This is a genomic window from Aliamphritea spongicola (assembly GCF_017051665.1).
GTDB lineage: Bacteria > Pseudomonadota > Gammaproteobacteria > Pseudomonadales > Balneatricaceae > Amphritea > Amphritea spongicola.
The window spans coordinates 101,146-120,067 of record NZ_JAFIDL010000009.1 but is presented as its reverse complement, the minus strand read 5'-3'; the positions used below and the strand labels follow the sequence as shown (position 1 = coordinate 120,067).

Annotated in this window: 23 protein-coding genes; 17 read left to right on the top strand and 6 right to left on the bottom strand. The window is 49.3% G+C overall.

Annotation, left to right across the window (positions count from 1 at the left end):
- The first annotated feature begins 9 nt into the window (after positions 1-9).
- From rpsA to JYB63_RS20280, 10 genes are all read left to right on the top strand, one after another.
- On the top strand, positions 10-1,689 hold the full coding sequence (gene rpsA / locus JYB63_RS20325; RefSeq protein WP_205659764.1) for a 30S ribosomal protein S1: 1,680 nt from the start codon (positions 10-12) through the stop codon (positions 1,687-1,689).
- A gap of 78 nt (positions 1,690-1,767) precedes the next feature.
- Positions 1,768-2,061 carry an integration host factor subunit beta gene (locus JYB63_RS20320; RefSeq protein ID WP_205659763.1) on the top strand — a complete coding sequence of 98 codons (294 nt, stop codon included), beginning with the start codon at positions 1,768-1,770 and terminating at the stop codon, positions 2,059-2,061.
- A gap of 34 nt (positions 2,062-2,095) precedes the next feature.
- On the top strand, positions 2,096-2,401 hold the full coding sequence (locus JYB63_RS20315; protein WP_205659762.1) for a LapA family protein: 306 nt from the start codon (positions 2,096-2,098) through the stop codon (positions 2,399-2,401).
- A 1-nt stretch (position 2,402) separates the two neighbouring features.
- The gene (lapB, locus tag JYB63_RS20310) at positions 2,403-3,581 is read left to right on the top strand and encodes a lipopolysaccharide assembly protein LapB (RefSeq protein WP_205659761.1); all 1,179 of its coding nucleotides are present in this window, start codon (positions 2,403-2,405) and stop codon (positions 3,579-3,581) included.
- Between the two features lie 27 nt (positions 3,582-3,608).
- Positions 3,609-4,313, top strand: coding sequence for an orotidine-5'-phosphate decarboxylase (gene pyrF / locus JYB63_RS20305; RefSeq protein ID WP_205659760.1), 705 nt, complete (start codon positions 3,609-3,611; stop codon positions 4,311-4,313).
- A 99-nt stretch (positions 4,314-4,412) separates the two neighbouring features.
- The gene (locus JYB63_RS20300; RefSeq protein WP_205659759.1) at positions 4,413-4,733 is read left to right on the top strand and encodes a ComEA family DNA-binding protein; all 321 of its coding nucleotides are present in this window, start codon (positions 4,413-4,415) and stop codon (positions 4,731-4,733) included.
- 359 nt (positions 4,734-5,092) lie between these two features.
- Positions 5,093-5,518 (top strand): HvfA family oxazolone/thioamide-modified RiPP metallophore, encoded by a 426-nt coding sequence (locus JYB63_RS20295; RefSeq protein ID WP_205659758.1) that lies wholly within the window; start codon positions 5,093-5,095, stop codon positions 5,516-5,518.
- Positions 5,519-5,618: 100 nt separating this feature from the next.
- On the top strand, positions 5,619-6,491 hold the full coding sequence (locus tag JYB63_RS20290) for an HvfB family MNIO-type RiPP peptide maturase (protein WP_205659757.1): 873 nt from the start codon (positions 5,619-5,621) through the stop codon (positions 6,489-6,491).
- Entirely contained in the window at positions 6,478-7,248 is a 771-nt protein-coding gene (locus tag JYB63_RS20285; RefSeq protein ID WP_205659756.1) for an HvfC family RiPP maturation protein, read from the top strand. Before JYB63_RS20290 ends, JYB63_RS20285 begins: the two co-directional genes overlap by 14 nt.
- A gap of 16 nt (positions 7,249-7,264) precedes the next feature.
- Positions 7,265-7,876, top strand: a complete 612-nt coding sequence (locus tag JYB63_RS20280) for an HvfX family Cu-binding RiPP maturation protein (RefSeq protein ID WP_205659755.1) — start codon at positions 7,265-7,267, stop codon at positions 7,874-7,876.
- Between the two features lie 72 nt (positions 7,877-7,948).
- On the opposite strand, the gene JYB63_RS20275 is transcribed toward JYB63_RS20280, so the two are convergent.
- The 3 genes from JYB63_RS20275 to JYB63_RS20265 all read right to left on the bottom strand — a co-directional run bounded on the left by JYB63_RS20275 (position 7,949) and on the right by JYB63_RS20265 (position 9,889).
- Positions 7,949-8,371 carry a hypothetical protein gene (locus JYB63_RS20275; RefSeq protein WP_205659754.1) on the bottom strand — a complete coding sequence of 141 codons (423 nt, stop codon included), beginning with the start codon at positions 8,369-8,371 and terminating at the stop codon, positions 7,949-7,951.
- Between the two features lie 32 nt (positions 8,372-8,403).
- A complete protein-coding gene (tsaA, locus tag JYB63_RS20270) occupies positions 8,404-9,120 on the bottom strand; it encodes a tRNA (N6-threonylcarbamoyladenosine(37)-N6)-methyltransferase TrmO (RefSeq protein ID WP_205659753.1) in 717 nt (238 codons plus the stop codon).
- A gap of 67 nt (positions 9,121-9,187) precedes the next feature.
- Positions 9,188-9,889 (bottom strand): ComF family protein, encoded by a 702-nt coding sequence (locus JYB63_RS20265; protein WP_205659752.1) that lies wholly within the window; start codon positions 9,887-9,889, stop codon positions 9,188-9,190.
- 93 nt (positions 9,890-9,982) lie between these two features.
- Here JYB63_RS20265 and bioB point away from each other — a divergent pair, with 93 nt between their 5' ends.
- The 7 genes from bioB (at position 9,983) to JYB63_RS20230 (ending at position 15,889) form a co-directional block, all read left to right on the top strand.
- Positions 9,983-11,026, top strand: a complete 1,044-nt coding sequence (gene bioB, locus JYB63_RS20260) for a biotin synthase BioB (RefSeq protein WP_205659751.1) — start codon at positions 9,983-9,985, stop codon at positions 11,024-11,026.
- Between the two features lie 57 nt (positions 11,027-11,083).
- Complete coding sequence (gene bioF, locus JYB63_RS20255) at positions 11,084-12,241, top strand: 8-amino-7-oxononanoate synthase (protein WP_205659828.1); 1,158 nt, start codon at positions 11,084-11,086, stop codon at positions 12,239-12,241.
- Entirely contained in the window at positions 12,238-13,029 is a 792-nt protein-coding gene (locus JYB63_RS20250; protein ID WP_205659750.1) for an alpha/beta fold hydrolase, read from the top strand. The genes bioF and JYB63_RS20250 overlap by 4 nt, the downstream gene beginning before the upstream one ends.
- A complete protein-coding gene (gene bioC, locus JYB63_RS20245; protein WP_205659749.1) occupies positions 13,026-13,817 on the top strand; it encodes a malonyl-ACP O-methyltransferase BioC in 792 nt (263 codons plus the stop codon). The genes JYB63_RS20250 and bioC overlap by 4 nt, the downstream gene beginning before the upstream one ends.
- Positions 13,818-13,841: 24 nt before the next feature.
- Positions 13,842-14,528, top strand: a complete 687-nt coding sequence (gene bioD / locus JYB63_RS20240) for a dethiobiotin synthase (RefSeq protein WP_205659748.1) — start codon at positions 13,842-13,844, stop codon at positions 14,526-14,528.
- Positions 14,529-14,610: 82 nt separating this feature from the next.
- Positions 14,611-14,856, top strand: coding sequence for a hypothetical protein (locus JYB63_RS20235; RefSeq protein WP_205659747.1), 246 nt, complete (start codon positions 14,611-14,613; stop codon positions 14,854-14,856).
- 31 nt (positions 14,857-14,887) lie between these two features.
- On the top strand, positions 14,888-15,889 hold the full coding sequence (locus JYB63_RS20230) for a putative metalloprotease CJM1_0395 family protein (RefSeq protein WP_205659746.1): 1,002 nt from the start codon (positions 14,888-14,890) through the stop codon (positions 15,887-15,889).
- Positions 15,890-15,911: 22 nt separating this feature from the next.
- On the opposite strand, the gene JYB63_RS20225 is transcribed toward JYB63_RS20230, so the two are convergent.
- The 3 genes from JYB63_RS20225 to xseA all read right to left on the bottom strand — a co-directional run bounded on the left by JYB63_RS20225 (position 15,912) and on the right by xseA (position 18,807).
- Positions 15,912-16,676, bottom strand: a complete 765-nt coding sequence (locus JYB63_RS20225) for an alpha/beta fold hydrolase (RefSeq protein WP_205659745.1) — start codon at positions 16,674-16,676, stop codon at positions 15,912-15,914.
- A gap of 80 nt (positions 16,677-16,756) precedes the next feature.
- Positions 16,757-17,383 (bottom strand): BamJ family beta-barrel-assembly machinery protein, encoded by a 627-nt coding sequence (gene bamJ, locus JYB63_RS20220; protein WP_205659744.1) that lies wholly within the window; start codon positions 17,381-17,383, stop codon positions 16,757-16,759.
- Between the two features lie 77 nt (positions 17,384-17,460).
- Positions 17,461-18,807, bottom strand: coding sequence for an exodeoxyribonuclease VII large subunit (gene xseA / locus JYB63_RS20215; protein WP_205659743.1), 1,347 nt, complete (start codon positions 18,805-18,807; stop codon positions 17,461-17,463).
- Between the last annotated feature and the right edge of the window lie 115 nt (positions 18,808-18,922).

Here is an 18,922-nt window from a genome sequence, read left to right as displayed (position 1 = left end):
TTGAGGGGTATGAATGAAAGTTTTGCTGAACTGTTTGAACAGAGTTTAAAAGAAATCGATATGACCCCCGGGACGATTGTCACCGGTGTGGTAATGGCGATTGACGGTGACTATGTCACAGTCAATGCAGGACTTAAGTCAGAAGGGATCATACCCCGGCAACAATTTCTTGATGATAATGGTGAGTTACTCATTGCTGTGGGTGATGAGGTAAGGGTTGCACTGGTATCTCTTGAAGATGGTAACGGTGAAACCCAGCTCTCAAGAGAGCGGGCCAAGCGCTACGAAGCCTGGCAGGTGCTTGAGCAGGCTTATGCCAATGACGAAATTGTCACCGGTCGGATTACCGGTAAGGTCAGAGGTGGCTTTACTGTCAGTGTAAATTCCGTCAACGCTTTTTTACCGGGCTCTCTGGTGGATATCCGTCCCGTCCGGGACACTTCTCATATCGAAAATCAGGAACTTGAATTTAAGCTGGTGAAGCTTGATGCGAAACGAAACAACATCGTCGTTTCCCGTCGGGCGGTGCTTGAAACGGCTTATAACCAGGAACGTGAGAAGCTGCTTGCCACTCTGGAAGAAGGGCAGCGGGTTAAAGGCATCGTGAAGAACCTGACCGACTACGGTGCGTTCATTGATCTGGGCGGTGTAGATGGTCTGTTACATATTACGGACATGGCCTGGAAGCGTATTCGGCACCCCAGCGAGCTGCTGACCATAGGCGATGAGCTGGATGTTCAGATTTTACGCTTTGATAAAGAAAAAAGCCGGGTATCGCTGGGGCTTAAGCAGCTGACAGCAGACCCCTGGGATGAGTTCAGTGAAGCATTTCCTGTGGGGAGCCGGGTAAAGGCGAAAGTAACAAACCTGACAGATTATGGCTGCTTTGCCCAGATCAGGGAAGGTATCGAAGGTTTGGTGCATGTCTCTGAAATGGACTGGACGAATAAGAATGTCCATCCGTCCAAGGTGGTACAGGTTAATGATGAAGTCGAGGTTATGATACTCGACATTGATGCTCAGAAACGCCGTATTTCTCTGGGAATGAAGCAATGTAAAGAGAATCCGTGGGATACCTTTGCGCATACCCATACCAAAGGTACCCAGATATCCGGTGTTATTAAGTCGATTACTGATTTTGGTGTCTTCATTGGTTTGGATGGCGGTATTGACGGGCTTGTTCACCTGTCAGATCTTTCCTGGGATGAAGATGGCTCAGAAGCGGTAAAACAGTACAAGAAAGGTGACAGTCTGGATGCGGTTGTTCTGGCTGTCGACGCTGAGCGGGAAAGAGTCTCACTGGGTGTCCGTCAGTTATCCGGCGATCCGTTTTCAATGTACATTGAAGATGTACGCAAAGGTGCAGTGGTTACTGGTACGGTCAGTAATATTGAACCCCGCCAGTTGATTGTTACCCTTGCTGAAGGGGTGGACGGTGTTATTAAAATTGCTGAAGCCAGCCGCGACAGAATTGATCAGTTGCAGGATCATTTCCGGGTAGGGGATACCCTTGAGGCTCTGGTTATTCAGATTGACCGGCGTAACAGATATTTAGGATTGTCGGTTAAGCAGGTAGAAAAACATCAGGAAAAAGAGGCAATGGAAGCCATATCGAATCAGGATGTTGGAGGCAGTGGGCCAACAACGATCGGTGATTTAATAAAGGCGCAGATGGATAAGAAAAAATAGACTTAGCCAAAAGGTCTGTTTAGCAGTCTGTTCATTAGATGCTTCAATACAACATGATATCAATGCAGGAGGAGAGCTATGACCAAGTCAGAGCTGATCGAGCAACTGATAGATCAGAATCAGCAGCTTTCTATCAAAGATGTAGAACTGGCGGTAAAAACCATGCTGGATCATATGACAGAGTCTTTGTCTGAAGGTGAGCGGATTGAGATTAGAGGTTTTGGTAGTTTTTGTTTACACTACCGTGCGCCTCGTGTTGGCCGGAATCCAAAAACCGGAGATTCGGTCGCATTGTCAGCGAAATATGTGCCTCATTTTAAACCGGGCAAAGATTTGCGCGAGCAGGTAAACAACAGTCTGACGCAGCAATAAAACGCTGCGTTTTTGAGTTATTCAGGGGATAGTAATGCGTTGGTTAAAATATCTGATCATCGTGATGTTGTGTGTAATTGCGTTGGTTGTCGGTATTGGCTTTGCCTGGCTGAATACTGATGATGTGGTGATCGATTTATTTTTTGTAACCTTGCCTGAAGCAAGCCTGTCCCTGTGGCTTATGGCGAGTTTTGTACTTGGTGGTTTCGCCGGCATTCTGGCAACAGGTGTTGGTATGATGCTGCTAAAGGCACGGCTAAACGCGGCAAATCGCAAAATGAATGCTGCTAATCAGGAACTGGACCGACTAAGAACGGCGTCTCTGAAACAAAGTGCCTGATATGTCAGACCTGCTGTTAATAGGGCTGTTTTTTATAGCAGTTGCTCTGGGGTGGATGCTCGGGCGATTACGTAAGACAGTCCCTCAGGAAAAGCCTCCAGGGGCGCTACAGCGAGAATATTTTGCAGGTCTTGATTACCTGCTCAGTGAAAAAACGGATGAAGCAATTGATAGCTTCATCCGTGCATTAGAGATTAACTCTGACACCCTTCCAGCCCATATAGCCCTGGCAAAACTGTTTCGCAGAAAAGGGGATGTTGACCGGGCAATTCAGATACACCAAAACCTGCTCGCAAGGCCTGATCTTTCCCGGCACGATTTTCTGCGTATCCAGATTGCCCTGGCAAAAGATTACTTTGCTATCGGTTTGCTTGACCGGGCAGAGAAGTTATTGCTTGAAATTAATCAGCAGAATCCGCCAGCAGAGCCTCGTCAAAAAGTTCTAACGTTGCTGACAAAGCTTTACGAAAAAGAACAGGAATGGCAAAAGGCATTGCAAATAGCCCGTCAGTTAGCTGTGAATGAAACAAGGGAGATCCAGACGGAGCTGAGTCACTATTGTTGCGAGTTGGCGACGGAAGATATCAGGAAGCACAGGTATAAGCAGGCCCGTGTACGTCTGTCTCAGGCACTGAACTATGACAGTAATGCGGTAAGGGTTTCATTACTGCGTGCACAAATGGAAATGCAACAGGAAAACTGGCGTGCTGCTATAAAAGATCTTAAAGCCGTTTCCCAGCAGGATCCTGTATTTGTTTCAGAAACTGTTCATTTGTTGAAGCGTTGTTATGACGAACTAAACCGTACAGGAGAGTTTGAAGCTTATTTAAAGCAGTGTCTGGCTAATACCCCGTCGACATCCGTTATGCTGGCATTGGCAGATATAATTCTGGAAAAGCAGGGGGCTTATCCGGCAGGCACATTTATCACCGATGAGTTAAAGAAGCGGCCTGCAGTTAAAGGCTTTAACCGGCTGATTGATTTATATATCGCCCATGCGGCCAAAGGAACGAATGAAAGCCTGATTGTGCTCAGGGGGCTCACCGGACAACTTGAGCAGAGTAAGCCTGTATATCTGTGTCACCGCTGTGGTTTTTCTGGGAAAAGTTTGCTCTGGCAGTGTCCTTCATGTCAGAGCTGGGGAACAACCAAGCCTATTCAGGGCCTTGAAGGCGAATAACATATTCACTTGATGTAAGAGAAGCTGATGAGCAAAAAGCAAATTATTGTAGCCCTTGATTATCCGGAGCAGGCAGCTGCGCTGGCGATGGCTGAGCGTCTTGATCCAAATCTGTGCCGCGTCAAAGTAGGCAAGGAGTTATTCACCCGGGCAGGTCCCGGTATGGTGGAAAAGCTGCATGGCATGGGCTTCGATGTTTTTCTTGATCTTAAATACCATGATATTCCTAATACCACTGCAAAAGCCGTTCGCGCTGCGGCTGAACTGGGAGTATGGATGGTTGACCTTCATGCTAGCGGTGGTCGCAGTATGATGGAAACTGCCCGGAATGAACTGGAGAAAGTGAACGGCGCAGAAACACTGCTGATTGCTGTTACTGTGCTGACCAGTATGGAGCGCAGCGACATGGTTGAGCTTGGCCTGGATATGGAACCGTTGGATCAGGTAAAAAGACTGGCACTGCTGGCGGAAAGTTCAGGAATGGACGGCGTAGTCTGTTCGGCTCAGGAGGTTAAGCCTCTGCGGGAAATTATTCAGTCTGACTTTAAACTGGTAACACCTGGTATCCGGCCTGCAGACGCCGATGCGGGGGATCAGAAGCGAATTATGACGCCTTCTCAGGCGATTACTGCCGGTAGTAGTTATCTGGTGATTGGCCGTCCGATTACCCAGGCAGATGCACCTGAAACCGCTTTGATTAATATTCAGCAGGAACTGGCTGGTTTAGCTTAATCCGGTTTAGCGGGTTGATTTGTAAACGGCTGTTTGGATAAGACGGACGAAGTATGCTACTTTTAAAGTCCGACTAATTATTATGCAAGGATGCTTAATATGTATAAATGGACATTTCTAAAATCCGTTCTGGTTTCGTTTGCTCTTCTCGTATCTGCTTTTTCATATGCAGACAATCATCAGCTTGATATCAATACAGCCAGTGCTGTTCAGCTTGCCAGTCAACTGAATGGTGTGGGAGCCAAGAAGGCGGCTGCCATCGTTACTTACCGTGAGAAGCTTGGTGGTTTTACCAATCTTGAGCAGCTTAAAGATGTTAAGGGGATTGGTGACAGTATTTTTGCTAAGAACCGTGATCGGTTAACGCTCTCAGTACCGGCTGAGCCAACAACCGGATCTGAAGTTCAGCCAGAGAGTTAAGCGTTATTTTCATTTAACAATTAAAAGCCCTGCACTGCAGGGCTTTTTTATGTCTGTTCCCCGTCCTGCATAACATCAGCTTATGGCGTAAGCCGGAGTTTTTCTCTTCATATTCATTCTATGTGCGTAAAGCAGTTTCCGAAACCGGCTGGGCGGACGGCATGCAGACTACTGATTTTTATCCCTTAATATTTTTCTTCAGGCTTTTCAGTTTAATTTCAGATTGGAAAATTATAGTGAACTCATTCTCAGAGAAGGACACAGAATAGGTATTCGCAGTCCGCTCTTATAATGCTTTTAATATCAAAGTGTTGTTAAACTAAATCCATACGACGATATCTGTAAACCCGAGGTGAACTATGAAAACTAAGACTACAATTAAGCCGATTACTGCTGCTGTTGGTGCTGTTCTGTTGGCCGGTGTTGCTTCAATGCCTGTTACTGCTGCTGAAAACCCATTTGCTGCGCAGGAACTGACCTCCGGTTACCAGTTAGCTGAAGCTGCTAAGAAAGTAGTTGAAGAAGGTAAGTGTGGTGAAGGTAAGTGCGGCGGTTCTTCTGAAAAGACTGAAGAAGGCAAGTGCGGCGAAGGTAAGTGCGGCGGTTCTTCTGAGAAGTCTTCTGAAGGCAAGTGCGGCGAAGGTAAGTGCGGCGGTTCTTCTGAGAAAGCTGAAGAAGGTAAGTGCGGCGAAGGTAAGTGCGGCGGTTCTTCTGAAAAAGCTGAAGAAGGCAAGTGCGGCGAAGGTAAGTGTGGCGGAGAGAAGAAGCCAATCGTTGAAGGTTAATACCTGATACCGCTTAAGTGACCCCTCCGGGAAGTAAAGCTGAGCTTTATCAGCTTTACTTCATAGCAGAGGGGTTATATTTACGAAGAGAGGATAAACCATGACTAATCAGGCATTTCAGATTGAAGGTGCAGGCCTTGGGTTCCGCCGCTGCATGGGCGACTCGCTGGCTGAGGCCGGGTCCGGTCGGGTTGATTTTCTGGAGGTTGCTCCGGAAAACTGGATGCGCTTAGGTGGCCGGTTTGCCAAGCTGTTCCGCCGGTACACTGAACAGTATGACTTTGTTGCTCATGGTTTATCTCTTTCAATCGGTAGCCCTTCACCTCTGGATGTAGAGTTCCTTAAGGAGCTTAAGGTCTTTATGGCTGAGCATAATATGAAAGGCTATTCCGAGCATCTGAGTTATTGCAGTGATGACGGGCATCTTTATGATCTGATGCCAATACCGTTCACCGAAGAAGCGGTACATTATGTTGCCGGACGTATCCGTCAGGTTCAGGACATTCTGGAGCAACGTATCGCGATGGAAAATATTTCCTACTATGCGGCGCCCGGTTCAGAAATGACTGAAATGGAGTTCTTCACTGCAGTATTGAAGGAAGCAGACTGCGATATGCTGCTGGATGTGAATAACATTTACGTTAACAGCATCAACCACGGTTATGACGCGATTGAGTTCCTGAATCAGGTACCCGGTGAGCGAATCAGTTACATTCACGTGGCTGGTCACTATAACGAAGCAGAAGATCTGATTGTTGATACCCATGGGGCAGATGTTATTGATCCTGTCTGGGATATTCTGCAGCACACCTATGCCCGGTTCGGTACTGTTCCAACATTGCTGGAACGTGATTTTAATATCCCGCCGATGCAAGAATTACTGAAAGAAGTCGATATGATTCGCGGTTATCAGCAAGCGGCAGATGCTGCACGCTTATCTTCAGCAAAGGGAGCTCAGCATGCAGTCGCCTAAGCCGGAGTTTACTGATCTTCAGTACCGCTTTGCCGGTACGATCCGCGATCCGGAGCATGTTGCTACGCTGGAGGATGTTGAAGAGCGTCGCATGAAGATTTATCGCGAGCTCTTTTATAACAATGTGGCAGGCTTTGTAAATTCCGGATTCCCGGTTTTGAAGAGCCTGTGTGATGAGACTTACTGGCAGCAACTGATCCGTGACTTTTTGATTGAGCACCGTTGCCAAACACCTTATTTTCTTGAGATAGCCCAGGAATTTGTTACTTACGTTTCTGAGGTTCGCGAAGCGCGCAGTGAAGATTTACCTTTTTTAGCGGCCCTGGCGCATTATGAATGGGCTGAACTGGCGCTGGATACCGCTGAAGACCCTGATGATCTGGGTGACATTGATCAGGATGGTGATCTGCTTGGCGGGCACCCTGTTCAGTCTCCGCTGGCCTGGTCGCTGATGTATGAGTACCCGGTACATCACATCAGTGAATCATTTATTCCTGAAGCAAAATCAGAAGCGCCTACCTGTCTTGTGGTTTACCGGAATAATCAGGATCAGGTGAAGTTTATGGAGATCAATCCGTTAACCGCACGGTTGCTCCACCTGTTAGCTGAAGATACTGATTTGAGTGGGCGTGATGCCCTGTTACAGATTGCTGCTGAAATGGCGCATCCTGATCCGGAAGTGATTGTGCAGGGTGGCCTGAGCATTTTAGAACAACTGCGACAGTCAGAAATAATTTTAGGTACCAACAATAACTAGAAGCTAGGAATGTTCTATGGCTAACCAATTGGTGAAACACTATAACTCTGTACATAACTTGCTGGATAAGACCCGTTTTGCAGATGGCATTGCGCCTTTGCTGCTCCGGTTGTATCTGGCACCTGTTCTGATGCAGGCCGGTTATAACAAGCTTTCTCATTTTGAAGACACCACCGCCTGGTTTGGTAACCCTGACTGGGGTCTGGGACTGCCGTTTCCGGAAGTCATGGCAGCACTGGCAGCAGGTACAGAGTTCTTTGGCGGTATTCTACTGATTATTGGTCTGGCAACCCGCTGGATTTCCATTCCGCTGATGATCACCATGCTGGTAGCCGCGTTCACTGTTCACATTGATAATGGCTGGCTGGCAATTTCTGATGCAAGCAGCTGGCTGGCAAACGACCGGGTAATGGAAGCGTCAGAGCGTCTGGCCCGTGCGAAAGAGATTTTACGTGAAAATGGTAACTATGGCTGGCTGACTGGCCGGGGATCTGTGGTTATTCTGAATAACGGCATTGAGTTTGCGATCACTTATTTCATTATGTTGCTAAGCCTGTTCTTTACCGGCGGTGGCCGTTACCTGAGCGTTGATTACTGGCTGGCTAAGTCATTCCGTAATCAGGATTAAACAGTTCGCTGTTCTCCACAGTGAGTAGACCTTTGCAGCACCTTTTGGTGCTGCTTTTTTATGTCTGTATTATCAGATGCTCTGGTCGGTTTCTGAACTGAGCGGAGGTCTTTGTGGCAACTTCTCCAGTATCTCATCCAGTAAAAACTGACAGGTTTCGCTGCTGTTTACGCCGGCACTCAGATTGTTGAGTAACTGGCTGAGCCATTCTCTGGTGATCATTTCCGGTGTTTCTATTTCAGGCAGGCTGTCTGTTTCGGCACGGGTATTCTGTTCAATACAGCGAATATAGTCTGCTGTGTTTTTTTCCAGAATCTGGCTTTGTTGCTCCAGTATCTGCAAAAGCTGCTGCAGCTCAATGAATGGTTCAGCTGTTTCAGGGCCGGAAGTCTCATTGTTGCCTGCAAAGGAAGCAGCAGACGGAGTAATCAGACAGCAACACAGAAGTGCTTGTCGTATCAGCCTGTGTGCAGGTTTCAGTTGAGCAGATAACATAGATACCTCCGGGACACTGACAGCAGAAAGAACTAGCTATCCAGTATAATTTCGCTGACCTGAATATACTCGGAATTAATCGTCCAGCGAATGTTCAGGTCATGTAACCGGATGCCGTAAATACGTTCATCCTGCTTGTTCTTATGGTAGGCCGGGCGGGGATCACAACGAAGAATCTCTTCAATCTGTGTCTCCAGAGGTACGTTTAAGCGGGTTGCGTGAGTATGTAAGGCCGCTTCAGCTTCCGGATGGAATCTGACCTCCAGATCCAGCGATTCTGCTTTGGTAGCCAGTTCAAAACTGGCATCTTCAATAATGTCGCTGTAAGGCAGGTAAGGTTTAATATCCAGAATAGGTGTCTGATCCAGTAAGTCTGCGCCGCTGACATCCAGATAGATGCCGTTACTTTCAATACGGATTGCTTCCAGCTTTACCGGTGAAAGCCCGATAGGGTTGGGTCTGAAAGGGGAGCGGGATGCCAGAACCCCGAGTTTCTGGTTACCACCGAGTCGGGGCGGTCTCACACTGGGTGACCAACCTTTATCAACACAGGCGCTGAATACAAATACCAGCCATATATGTGAGCAGGTTTCGAGGCCTTTTACTGCTTCAGCTGATGCGAATTCAGATAACAACTCAATCGTGGCTGTCATTGATGTTGCCAGGCCTGGCTGGCGGGGAATACCAAACTTTTCTTTAAATCCACTGTGAATGATGGCAATTGGTTTAACGTTGAGTTCGGCAATCATTATCAGGTGTCCAGACCGGTTAAGCGAAGCGCAATTATAGCCTCAAACAGACCTGCTTATGATGACTTTATTTACCTGATGGTTTATCAGTTCTTGTCAGCGCAAAAACATCAACCCGTTTACAGCCAGCCTGTTTGAGTAGTTTGCTGATTATATTTGTTGTGGTGCCTGTCGTGACAACATCGTCAACCAGCATGATGTGAGGTGGCGGGCTATTAACGCACTGAAAGCTGTTACGCAGATTTTGTCGGCGTTTGGCTGCACTGAGGTTAATCTGATTTCGGGTGTGTATGCGTTTATACAGGATGTCATTTCTTATCGGGATGTTAAATGTCCGGCTGATATCCTGAGCCAGCAACCAGGCATGATTATATTCCCGTTGCAGCAGTTTCTTAGGATGCATTGGAACGGGCACCAGACAGTCAGGGTAGGTTATAAAGCTGATTGTTTTCAGAGCAAGTTGATTAAGTGCGGACAGATAATCGGTACGGTTGCTGAATTTTCCCGGTGGGATCATTGCGTTAACCGGAAAGGCGTATTTGAAAGCGCAGTATACCTGGTCAAAATCCGGTTTTTTTCGCAGGCATGCCGGGCAGTAATTATTTGCAGAACTTAGCGGAAGCGCGCATCGCACGCACTGCTCTTCAAGCCAGGGCAAATCCACTTGGCAGGCTCTGCATATTGGTGATTGGTCAGAATGTTTAAGCTGGCAGATCAGGCAAACATTCTGTTTAAAAAATAAACAGTTGTTTTTGTGTTTGTGTAACATGAGTTGACAGATTTCCTTATCCGTTTATCATTAGCCACTTGCCAAAAGCGGTTGTTTTCCAACCGTTCATCAAGTGACAGGACCGACATCAGTATGCAGCAATCAAGTGCTATCCGACACGACTGGACCAAAGACGAAGTACAGGCTTTATTTGACCTGCCTTTTAACGATCTGTTGTTTCAGGCACAGCTTGTTCACCGTGAAAATTTTAATCCTAATGAAGTACAGGTAAGTACGCTGCTGTCGATTAAAACCGGCGCCTGCCCGGAAGACTGTAAGTATTGCCCTCAGAGTGGCCATTACAACACAGGCCTTGAAAAAGAGCGCCTGATGCAGGTTGAAAAGGTACTGGAAAAAGCCCGTAAAGCGAAGGAAACCGGTTCAACCCGTTTCTGCATGGGCGCTGCCTGGAAACATCCGGCTGAAAAAGATATGCCGTATGTACTTGAAATGGTTAAAGAAGTGAAAAAGCTTGGCCTTGAAACCTGTATGACACTGGGCATGCTGGATCAGAGCAAAGCTGAGCGTCTGGCGGATGCCGGTCTGGATTACTATAACCACAACCTGGATACGTCTCCGGAATATTACGACAAGATTATTACGACCCGTACGTTCCAGGACCGTCTGGATACGCTGCATAATGTTCGCGAATCCGGCATGAAAGTCTGCAGTGGCGGTATTCTGGGAATGGGTGAAACTGCTACCGATCGTATCGGTTTGTTACGTCAGTTGGCAAACATGCCGACACATCCTGAAAGTGTGCCAATCAACATGCTGGTTAAAGTAAAAGGCACACCGATGGAGAATGTGGATGATCTGGATCATCTGGATTTTGTCCGTACCATTGCGGTTGCACGTATCATGATGCCGGCTTCCCATGTGCGCCTGTCCGCTGGCCGGGAAAGCATGAGTGATGAAATGCAGGCGATGACCTTCATGGCCGGGGCTAACTCAATTTTCTATGGTGAATGTCTGCTGACAACCCCTAACCCGGAAACTCATCGCGACCTGCAGCTCTTTAAACGCCTGGGCATTAATCCTGAACAGCGTATCAGTGAAAATGATGATACTCAGGAGCAGGTTATTATGCAGTCGCTGCAAAAGCAGCAGGACGATTCGTTCTTCTACGAAGCCTGATTTTACGCATTTCTTCCGGCCATGGTGTCTGCCATGGCCGTTTCTGATGGTCCGACTATGTCATTCTCACAGTTACAGGATGAACTGAATCTGCGTAAGCAGGCTTCACTCTACCGTACCCGCAGAACTCTGCAAACGCCCCAGTCGCCAAACATTAAAGTGGATGGCAAAGACTATCTGGCATTTTGCTCCAATGATTATCTGGGGCTGGCTAATCATCCTGATGTTGTCGCTGCTTTTCAGAACGCCGCCAATCTTTACGGTGTAGGAGGCGGTGCCTCACATCTGGTTAATGGCCACAGTCAGGCACATCATGAACTTGAACTGGCGCTGGCGGAGTTTACCGGCCGCGACAGAGCACTGTTATTCTCAACCGGATACATGGCAAATCTCGGGGCGGTAACCGCGCTGCTGGACAAGCAGGATGGTGTGTTTGAGGACCGTGTGAATCATGCATCTCTGCTGGATGCAGGCCTGTTAAGCGGAGCGCGTTTTCAGCGTTATTTGCATAACGATGCTGCTAACTTGCAGACCCGTCTGCAGCGCAGTGAAGCCCGCCGTAAGTTAGTGGTTACGGACGGCGTATTCAGTATGGACGGTGATATTGCACCGTTACCTGAGCTGGCAGAAGTTAGCCGGCAGGCGGATGCCTGGGTGATGGTGGATGATGCTCATGGCCTGGGATGTATCGGTAAAGAAGGTCGGGGCAGTGTTGATCACTTCGGGTTAGGGCAGGATGATGTTCAGATTCTGATGGGCACACTGGGTAAAGCATTCGGCACTGCCGGTGCATTTATTGCCGGTTCTGAAGTGCTGATCGAAACCTTAATTCAGCATGCCCGCAGTTATATCTATACCACCAGTATGCCACCGGCCGTTGCCGCCGCAACCCTGCGCAGCCTGCAGCTGGTGCGTGAGGATGAATGGCGCCGGGAAAAGCTCCAGGCGCTGATTGCACAGTTCCGTACCGGTTGCGAATCCATGGGGTTAACCTTAATGGATTCCCTGACGCCTATTCAGCCAATTATGGTTGGCTGCAGTGAGACTGCTATGCAGATGAGTGCAGCACTGGAAGCAAAAGGTATCTTTATTACTGCAATCCGTCCGCCGACCGTTCCGAAGAATGAAGCACGGTTACGTGTCACTCTCAGTGCCAGTCATACTGAAGCGGATGTAGACCGTTTGCTGGTGGCTCTCAGTGAGGTGAAGGTATGAAGTTGCATCTGAGTTATGCCGGTCAGCCGTTGCATCAGGCACCGACTTTGGTGCTGCTGCATGGCTGGGGAATGCACAGTGAGATCTGGCAGCCGCTTTGTACATTACTGGAAGATGACTTTTCACTGGTACTGATTGATTTACCGGGACACGGTCTGAGTAAGGGTGATGCTGAAAACTGTACTCTGAAAGGTATGGTGACAGAGATTCATAATGAATTACTGAAGGCCGGTATCTCGCAGGCAGCCTGGTTAGGCTGGTCGCTGGGTGGAATTGTCGCAATGGCTTATGCGCAATCTTACAGAGACAATGTCACTTCATTAATGACTCTCTGCACAAGCCCTTGCTTTGTTGTTCGGGAAGATTGGGCGGCGGGGATGGATACCGACACTTTCGCTCAGTTCAGTGATGCCTTTAAGACTCACCCACAGAAAACTTTGCAGCGTTTCGCCATGCTTCAGGTACAGGGATCAGAAACCGCCCGGCAGGATCTTAAACAGCTGAAGTCACTGATCAGCAGTGTATCTGATCCTGATTATCCGGCTGTTAGCACTGCGCTGGAAATTCTCGAGGCGGATTACCGTGCGCTCTACTGTGCTGCGGATCAGTCTGATCTTCCGGTTAGTCATTTTTTGTGTGAACACGATACGCTGGCACCGGCAAGTGTTGCTGAGTATCTCCGGCAGCTTTCGGGCTCTGCTATGGCTGTGTTGGCAGGTTCATCCCATGTGCCTATGTTGTCAGATCCGCAGATGCTTGCTGCCCGGATAAAGGAATCCCTGAAATGAGTCAGTTTTCCAAGCAGGAAGTTGCGACGTCATTCAGCCGTGCGGCCAGCAGCTATGATAACTATGCCAAGCTGCAACAGCAGGTGGGTGATCAGCTGTTGGCTATGGTGCCTTCCGGAGCTGAGCAACAAATCAGGCAGGTTGTTGATCTGGGGTGTGGCACCGGTTATTTCATCCCCCGGCTAATGGACAGGCTTCAGCCTGAATGCCTGACCGGGGTTGATCTGGCACCGGGTATGCTGAGTTATGCAAGGGAGCATCATGCGGCAGATAATATCCGCTGGGTATGCGGCGATGCGGAAGCATTGCCGCTTGCCGGTGGCAGCGTTGATCTGATTTTTTCCAGCCTGGCCATTCAGTGGTGTGAAAATCTGTCCCGGCTGTTTGCTGAAATTTATCGGGTATTACGTCCGGGTGGGCAGTTTGTCTTCAGTACTCTGGGGCCGGAAAGTCTTTGCGAGCTGAGAGCTGCATGGGCAGCTGTTGATGCTTATCAGCATGTCAGTGAATTTGTGCCCCTCCCTCAGTTACGCAACAGTATCGGTAACCTTCAGGAAGTCCGCTTTGAAGTGGCACCGGTTCAGCTTTTGTATCCGGAACTGCGCGGCCTGACGAATGAGCTGAAACGTATTGGTGCACATAATATGAGTGCGGGCCGGCCTGAAGGGCTCACCGGAAAGCGGCATTTACTTGCATTCAGAGATGCTTATGAAGCCTACCGGCGTGATGATGGTTTGCTGCCGGCTACTTATGAAGTGGCTTACGTTGTATTACGTAAACCTGAGTAAAATTGACAATTAAGACGATCCGTTATGGCAAAGAAAAGTATTTTTATTGCAGGCACTGATACCGATGTGGGCAAGACCGTAGTTGCAGCGGGTATTCTTGAAGCAGCTAACCGTAAAGGTCTGTCCACCGTTGCAGTAAAGCCCATTGCTGCCGGGTGTGAAAATACCCCTGAGGGGCTGCGTAATTCAGATGCGTTGCTGTTACAGGCAACGGCAAGCGTTAAGCTGAGCTATGAGCAAATTAATCCGGTTGCTTTTGAGCCGCCGATCGCGCCGCACATCGCTGCTGAACAGGTGGGGCGCAGACTGGATGCGGACCGTATCGCTGCGTTATGCCGTGGCGTAATGCTGCAGCCGGCAGATCTGGCGGTGATTGAAGGTGCCGGCGGCTGGCGGGTGCCGCTGAATAACCGTCAGACCATTGCTGATATTCCGAAAATGCTGAGTACCCCGGTTGTACTGGTGGTGGGTATGAAGCTTGGCTGTATCAGTCATACATTGCTGACGGTTGAAAGTATTGTCAGAGACGGTTTACCGCTGGCCGGATGGGTTGCCAATCAGGTTGACCCGCAAATGAGTTGTTATGAAGAAAATCTGCAAACCTTAAAGAGTATGCTCTCCGCGCCGCTGATCGCTGAGGTACCATATTCTGATGACTGCTCGCCACAAAACATTGCCCAATTTGTGGACATTGATGCTCTGATCGGTTGATTAATTACTGTACAGTTCGGATACTTACAGGGCGACAGGTGAGTCTGTCGCTTCAAAGATCAATCAACCTAGAGGTGTTACCATGAATGTATCCTCTGCTCTTCAGACAGGTGTATTAGGCATAAACCGTGGCCTCGACGGTGTACAGAAAGCTGCGTCTGATATTGCCGGAGCGGGTAAACCGCAGGCACCGGAGGAAGCAACAGGCCGGGATGTTAATGAAGCGCTGGCTGATCTGACTGTTGAGAAAAACGCGACCGCTGCATCCACTAAAGTTGTACAGTCAGCCGATGAAGTGCTCGGTACACTGATAGACATCCGCGTCTGATTCAGTTTTGTATGACCAGTGAGGTGCAGGTATGCAACTCAATATAAATAGCCTTCAGATACAATCCACCAGTACCGGTAATAACACCGGTATCGGGCAGGATGATACTGTCCGTTCAGCCAGGGACCCTGCTGTCAGCGGATCATCTGTCTCCCTGCATTCTGCAGAGTCTTCACCAAATACATCTACCCCGAAATCTGCGGATGTCAGCGGTTCTGATACCCAGAGTGCTGAAAGAAATACCGCTGATCAAAACACATCCGGCCAGGCTGGTGCTGATCAGCGTAGCGCGACTGCTGTAAAAGCAGACCTAACTGCGCTTGAAAATGAACAGATACAACAGTTAGCCACCCGTGACCGTGAGGTTCGGCAGCATGAGCAGGCACATGCTACGGTAGGCGGCCCTCATGCAGGGGCGCCGAGTTATGAGTACAAGAAAGGGCCGGATGGTCGTCTTTACGCTGTCTCCGGTGAAGTGAGTATAGATACTTCCGCAGTGCCCAATGATCCCAAAGCCACCTTAGAGAAAGCTGAAATAGTCTTGCGAGCAGCGCTTGCTGTTGCGGAGCCTTCAGGGGCCGACCGTGCTGTGGCTGCCCGTGCAACTGCACTGGCTGAACAGGCCCGTGCTGAGCTTTCTACTCAGGAGACGTCCGGCGCTGAGTCTGGCGGGGAAGCATCGGCATCTGTTGCAGCAGCGGGTGAGGATGCCGGTCGGGCAGAGGCGATAAAAGAAGAGTTGTCTGAGAATCAGGCAGCTTCAGAGCGCGCTGAAGAAGAGCAGGAGGCAGCCCGTCAGGATGCTCAGCGTGAGTCACAGGCAGCAGATGCTGTTCGGCGACAGGATGCACTGGATGAGCTTAATACCAACCGGGAAGAGCACAGTGCTGCCGTCTCTCAAAGCCTGGAAGACTATAATCAGCGCCTTGATGAAGTGGGAGAGCGGTTTGCAGAAGTGAACCAGCGCCTCGTTGAAGCAGGCGTATTTAAAAAGTTCTTTCCTGAAGGTCTGATTGTCGATCAGAACGTATAAGGTCTTATGTTCCCCAAAGCTCTTAGTTATTTTCCTGCAGGAAATTCAGCACCAGTTTACTGAAAGCCGCCGGTTTTTCCGCATGGGGCCAGTGGCCAGCGTTCTGAATAATTTTATAAGACGCCGCCGGAAAGTACTGTAACAGCGCATCCTTGTGTTCAAGGGTAATGTATTCCGACTGTCCGCCTTTAATAAACAGTGTATTGCCCTGATAGGTGTTTCCTTCAGGAGGCGCACTGATATTGGCATACTGGCTTTCAATAACCGCCAGATTCATTCGCCAGGCAAAGCCATTTTCACTGCGGTAAAGGTTTTTCAGCAGGAACTGCCGCAGGCCGGTGTCAGTCACCTGTTCTGCCAGTTGTTGCTCCGCTTCCCGCCGTGAGGTAACCGTATCCAGTCTGACAGACTTCAGCCCCTGAATAACCGTGTCATGATCGTGGCTGTACTGTACCGGCGCGATGTCAACGATGATCAGTTGCCGGATACGTTCCGGTTGTGTGAGGGCCAGTTGCATGGCTGCTTTTCCGCCCATGGAGTGTCCCAGAATATGGGCGCTTTGCAGGCCGTGATTGTCCATCAATTCAGCAATGTCATCAGCCATGGCGGCATAAGTCATTTCATCGCTATGAGGAGAACGGCCGTGGTTACGCAAATCCACCGCATACACCTGGTATTGCTCGGCCAGAACTTTTATCTGGCTGCCCCAGTTTTCCAGAGTGCCGAATAAACCGTGCAGAATGATCAGCGGTTCGCCCTGGCCCTGAATATTCACGTGAAGTTGCATGGGTGTATCCTCTTTTACATAACCGTAAAAAAGCCGATGCAGGCATCGGCTTAGTCATTGTGCTTAACAGGCCTGTTCCGTTACAGAACAGCCAGCAGCTCAACGTCGAAGATCAGAGTGGCATATGGAGGGATGCCGCCCGGAGAGCCCTGCGCACCGTAAGCCAGTTGATACGGTACGTACAGACGCCATTTGTTGCCCGGAGTCATTAACTGCAGAGCTTCAGTCCAGCCAGCGATTACGCCGCCAACAGGGAATTCAGCAGGCTGACCGCGCTCGTAAGAGCTGTCGAATACTTTACCGTCGGTGAAAGTGCCGTGGTAGTGAACGCGAACGGTAGACTCACGGGATGGCTTTTCACCTTCTTCGCTGCCCGCTTCAATAACTTCGTACTGCAGGCCGGAATCAGTAACGAATACTTCTTCACGCTGAGAGTTTTTCTCCAGAAAGATTTCACCTTCAGCCGCTGCTTTTTTAGCCGCTGCTTCAGCTTCTTCCTGCATACGCTTCTGGATTTCGTTGAATGCTGCCTGGATCTGTTCGCCGGCAACTTTCAGTTCAGCGCCTTCAAAAGCGTCCTGGATGCCGGTAACAACTGCGTTCAGGGAAACGCCTTCAAAGCTGTTGTTGGCCAGTTGGTCGCCCATTTGACGGCCGATACCGTAGCTGGCGATTTGTTCAGTGGTTTCTAGTTTTAGTTCAGACATGAGACTCGATCAATTGATGATTCATTAAGGCGGCCAAGACTAGCAAACTCCGCGGTTAAACGCTATGGCTGGCCGTATCAGAGCAGGTCCGGTATGACCTCGGTCACCTGACTTCGAATCCGTCCATCCTGTAAACGGATGTGGATTTCTTCCCCCGGGTTGACGGCTTTTACCTGCTGAATAACCTTACCGTCGGGGCGTTCAGTAATGGCATAACCCCGTTCAAGGGTAGCCAGAGGACTCACACCATTGAGGCGCCCGGCAATCGCCTGTAAACGTAACTGCTGCCGTGCCTGGTACTGGAGGCTCAGCTGTTCCAGCCGATGGCCCAACTCGTTTACTTTTTGCTGTAAAGCACTGATCCGGGGCTGTTGCAGGCAGCGTTGTTGCCGCTGTTGCAGTTGCTGCAGTTTATCTTGCCGGGTTGTGACGGCTTGCTGCATCGCTTTACTGAGGCGTAATTCCAGATCGTCCAGCCTTTGGGCGTGTTCATTGAGTTTGTCACCCGGATGTTTCAGGCGGTTGCTGATCCAGCGGAGCTTTTCCTGATAGCGACTCAGTTTCTGCTGCATATTATGTTGCAGCCTGTTGTGCAGTTGCTGCAGACGCAGTTGAAGATGTGCCTGGTCAGGGCTGATAATCTCGGCAGCTGCTGATGGCGTCGGTGCACGGACATCGGCGACAAAATCTGCAATTGATACATCTGTTTCATGGCCGACCGCGCTGATAACCGGAATACGGCTGTTAAAAATCGCCTCGGCAACTCTGGCTTCGTTAAAACACCAAAGGTCTTCAAGGGATCCGCCCCCGCGGCCCACAATCAGAACATCACAGGTGTTATGACTGTTAGCGGTTTCAATGGCAGCAACGATTTCATCGGTCGCTTCATTGCCCTGTACCCGGGCCGGATAAATATTAACCGGTAATGAGGGAAAGCGGCGCTGTAAGACAGTCAGAATGTCGTGGACCGCGGCACCGGTTGGGGAAGTAATAATCCCAAGACGTTTTGGCTGGAGCGGTAAGGTCTTTTTATGAGACTGATCGAACAGCCCCTGACGCTGAAGCTGCAGTTTCAGGGCTTCATAGGCCTGCTGTAAAGAGCCGATGCCGGCATCTTCCATGTAATCACAGATTAACTGGTAATCACCACGGCCCGGATACAGGCTGACTTTGGCGCGCACACGGACCTTGTCACCGTTCTTCGGCTGATAATTCAGGTAGTGATTGCGGTTCTTAAACATGGCGCAACGTACCTGAGCGCCGCTGTCTTTCAGCGTGAAATACCAGTGACCTGAGCCGGGGCGAACAAAGTTAGAGAGTTCACCTTCAACCTGAATAATTCTGAAGCTGCTTTCCAGCAGCGATTTAACTTCATTGTTAAGCTCGCTGACGGTAAATGCGGGGGGAGTTTGGTTGCTTTGCATGGCGCGATAGTAAACTATTCAGAACGCTTATTTAAGGGCTTTGCAGAGTCTGCGTCTGAGCGTAAAAAAATAGTCGTGAAAACTGCGTTTTTTCACCCGGTATTAATTGTCGCCA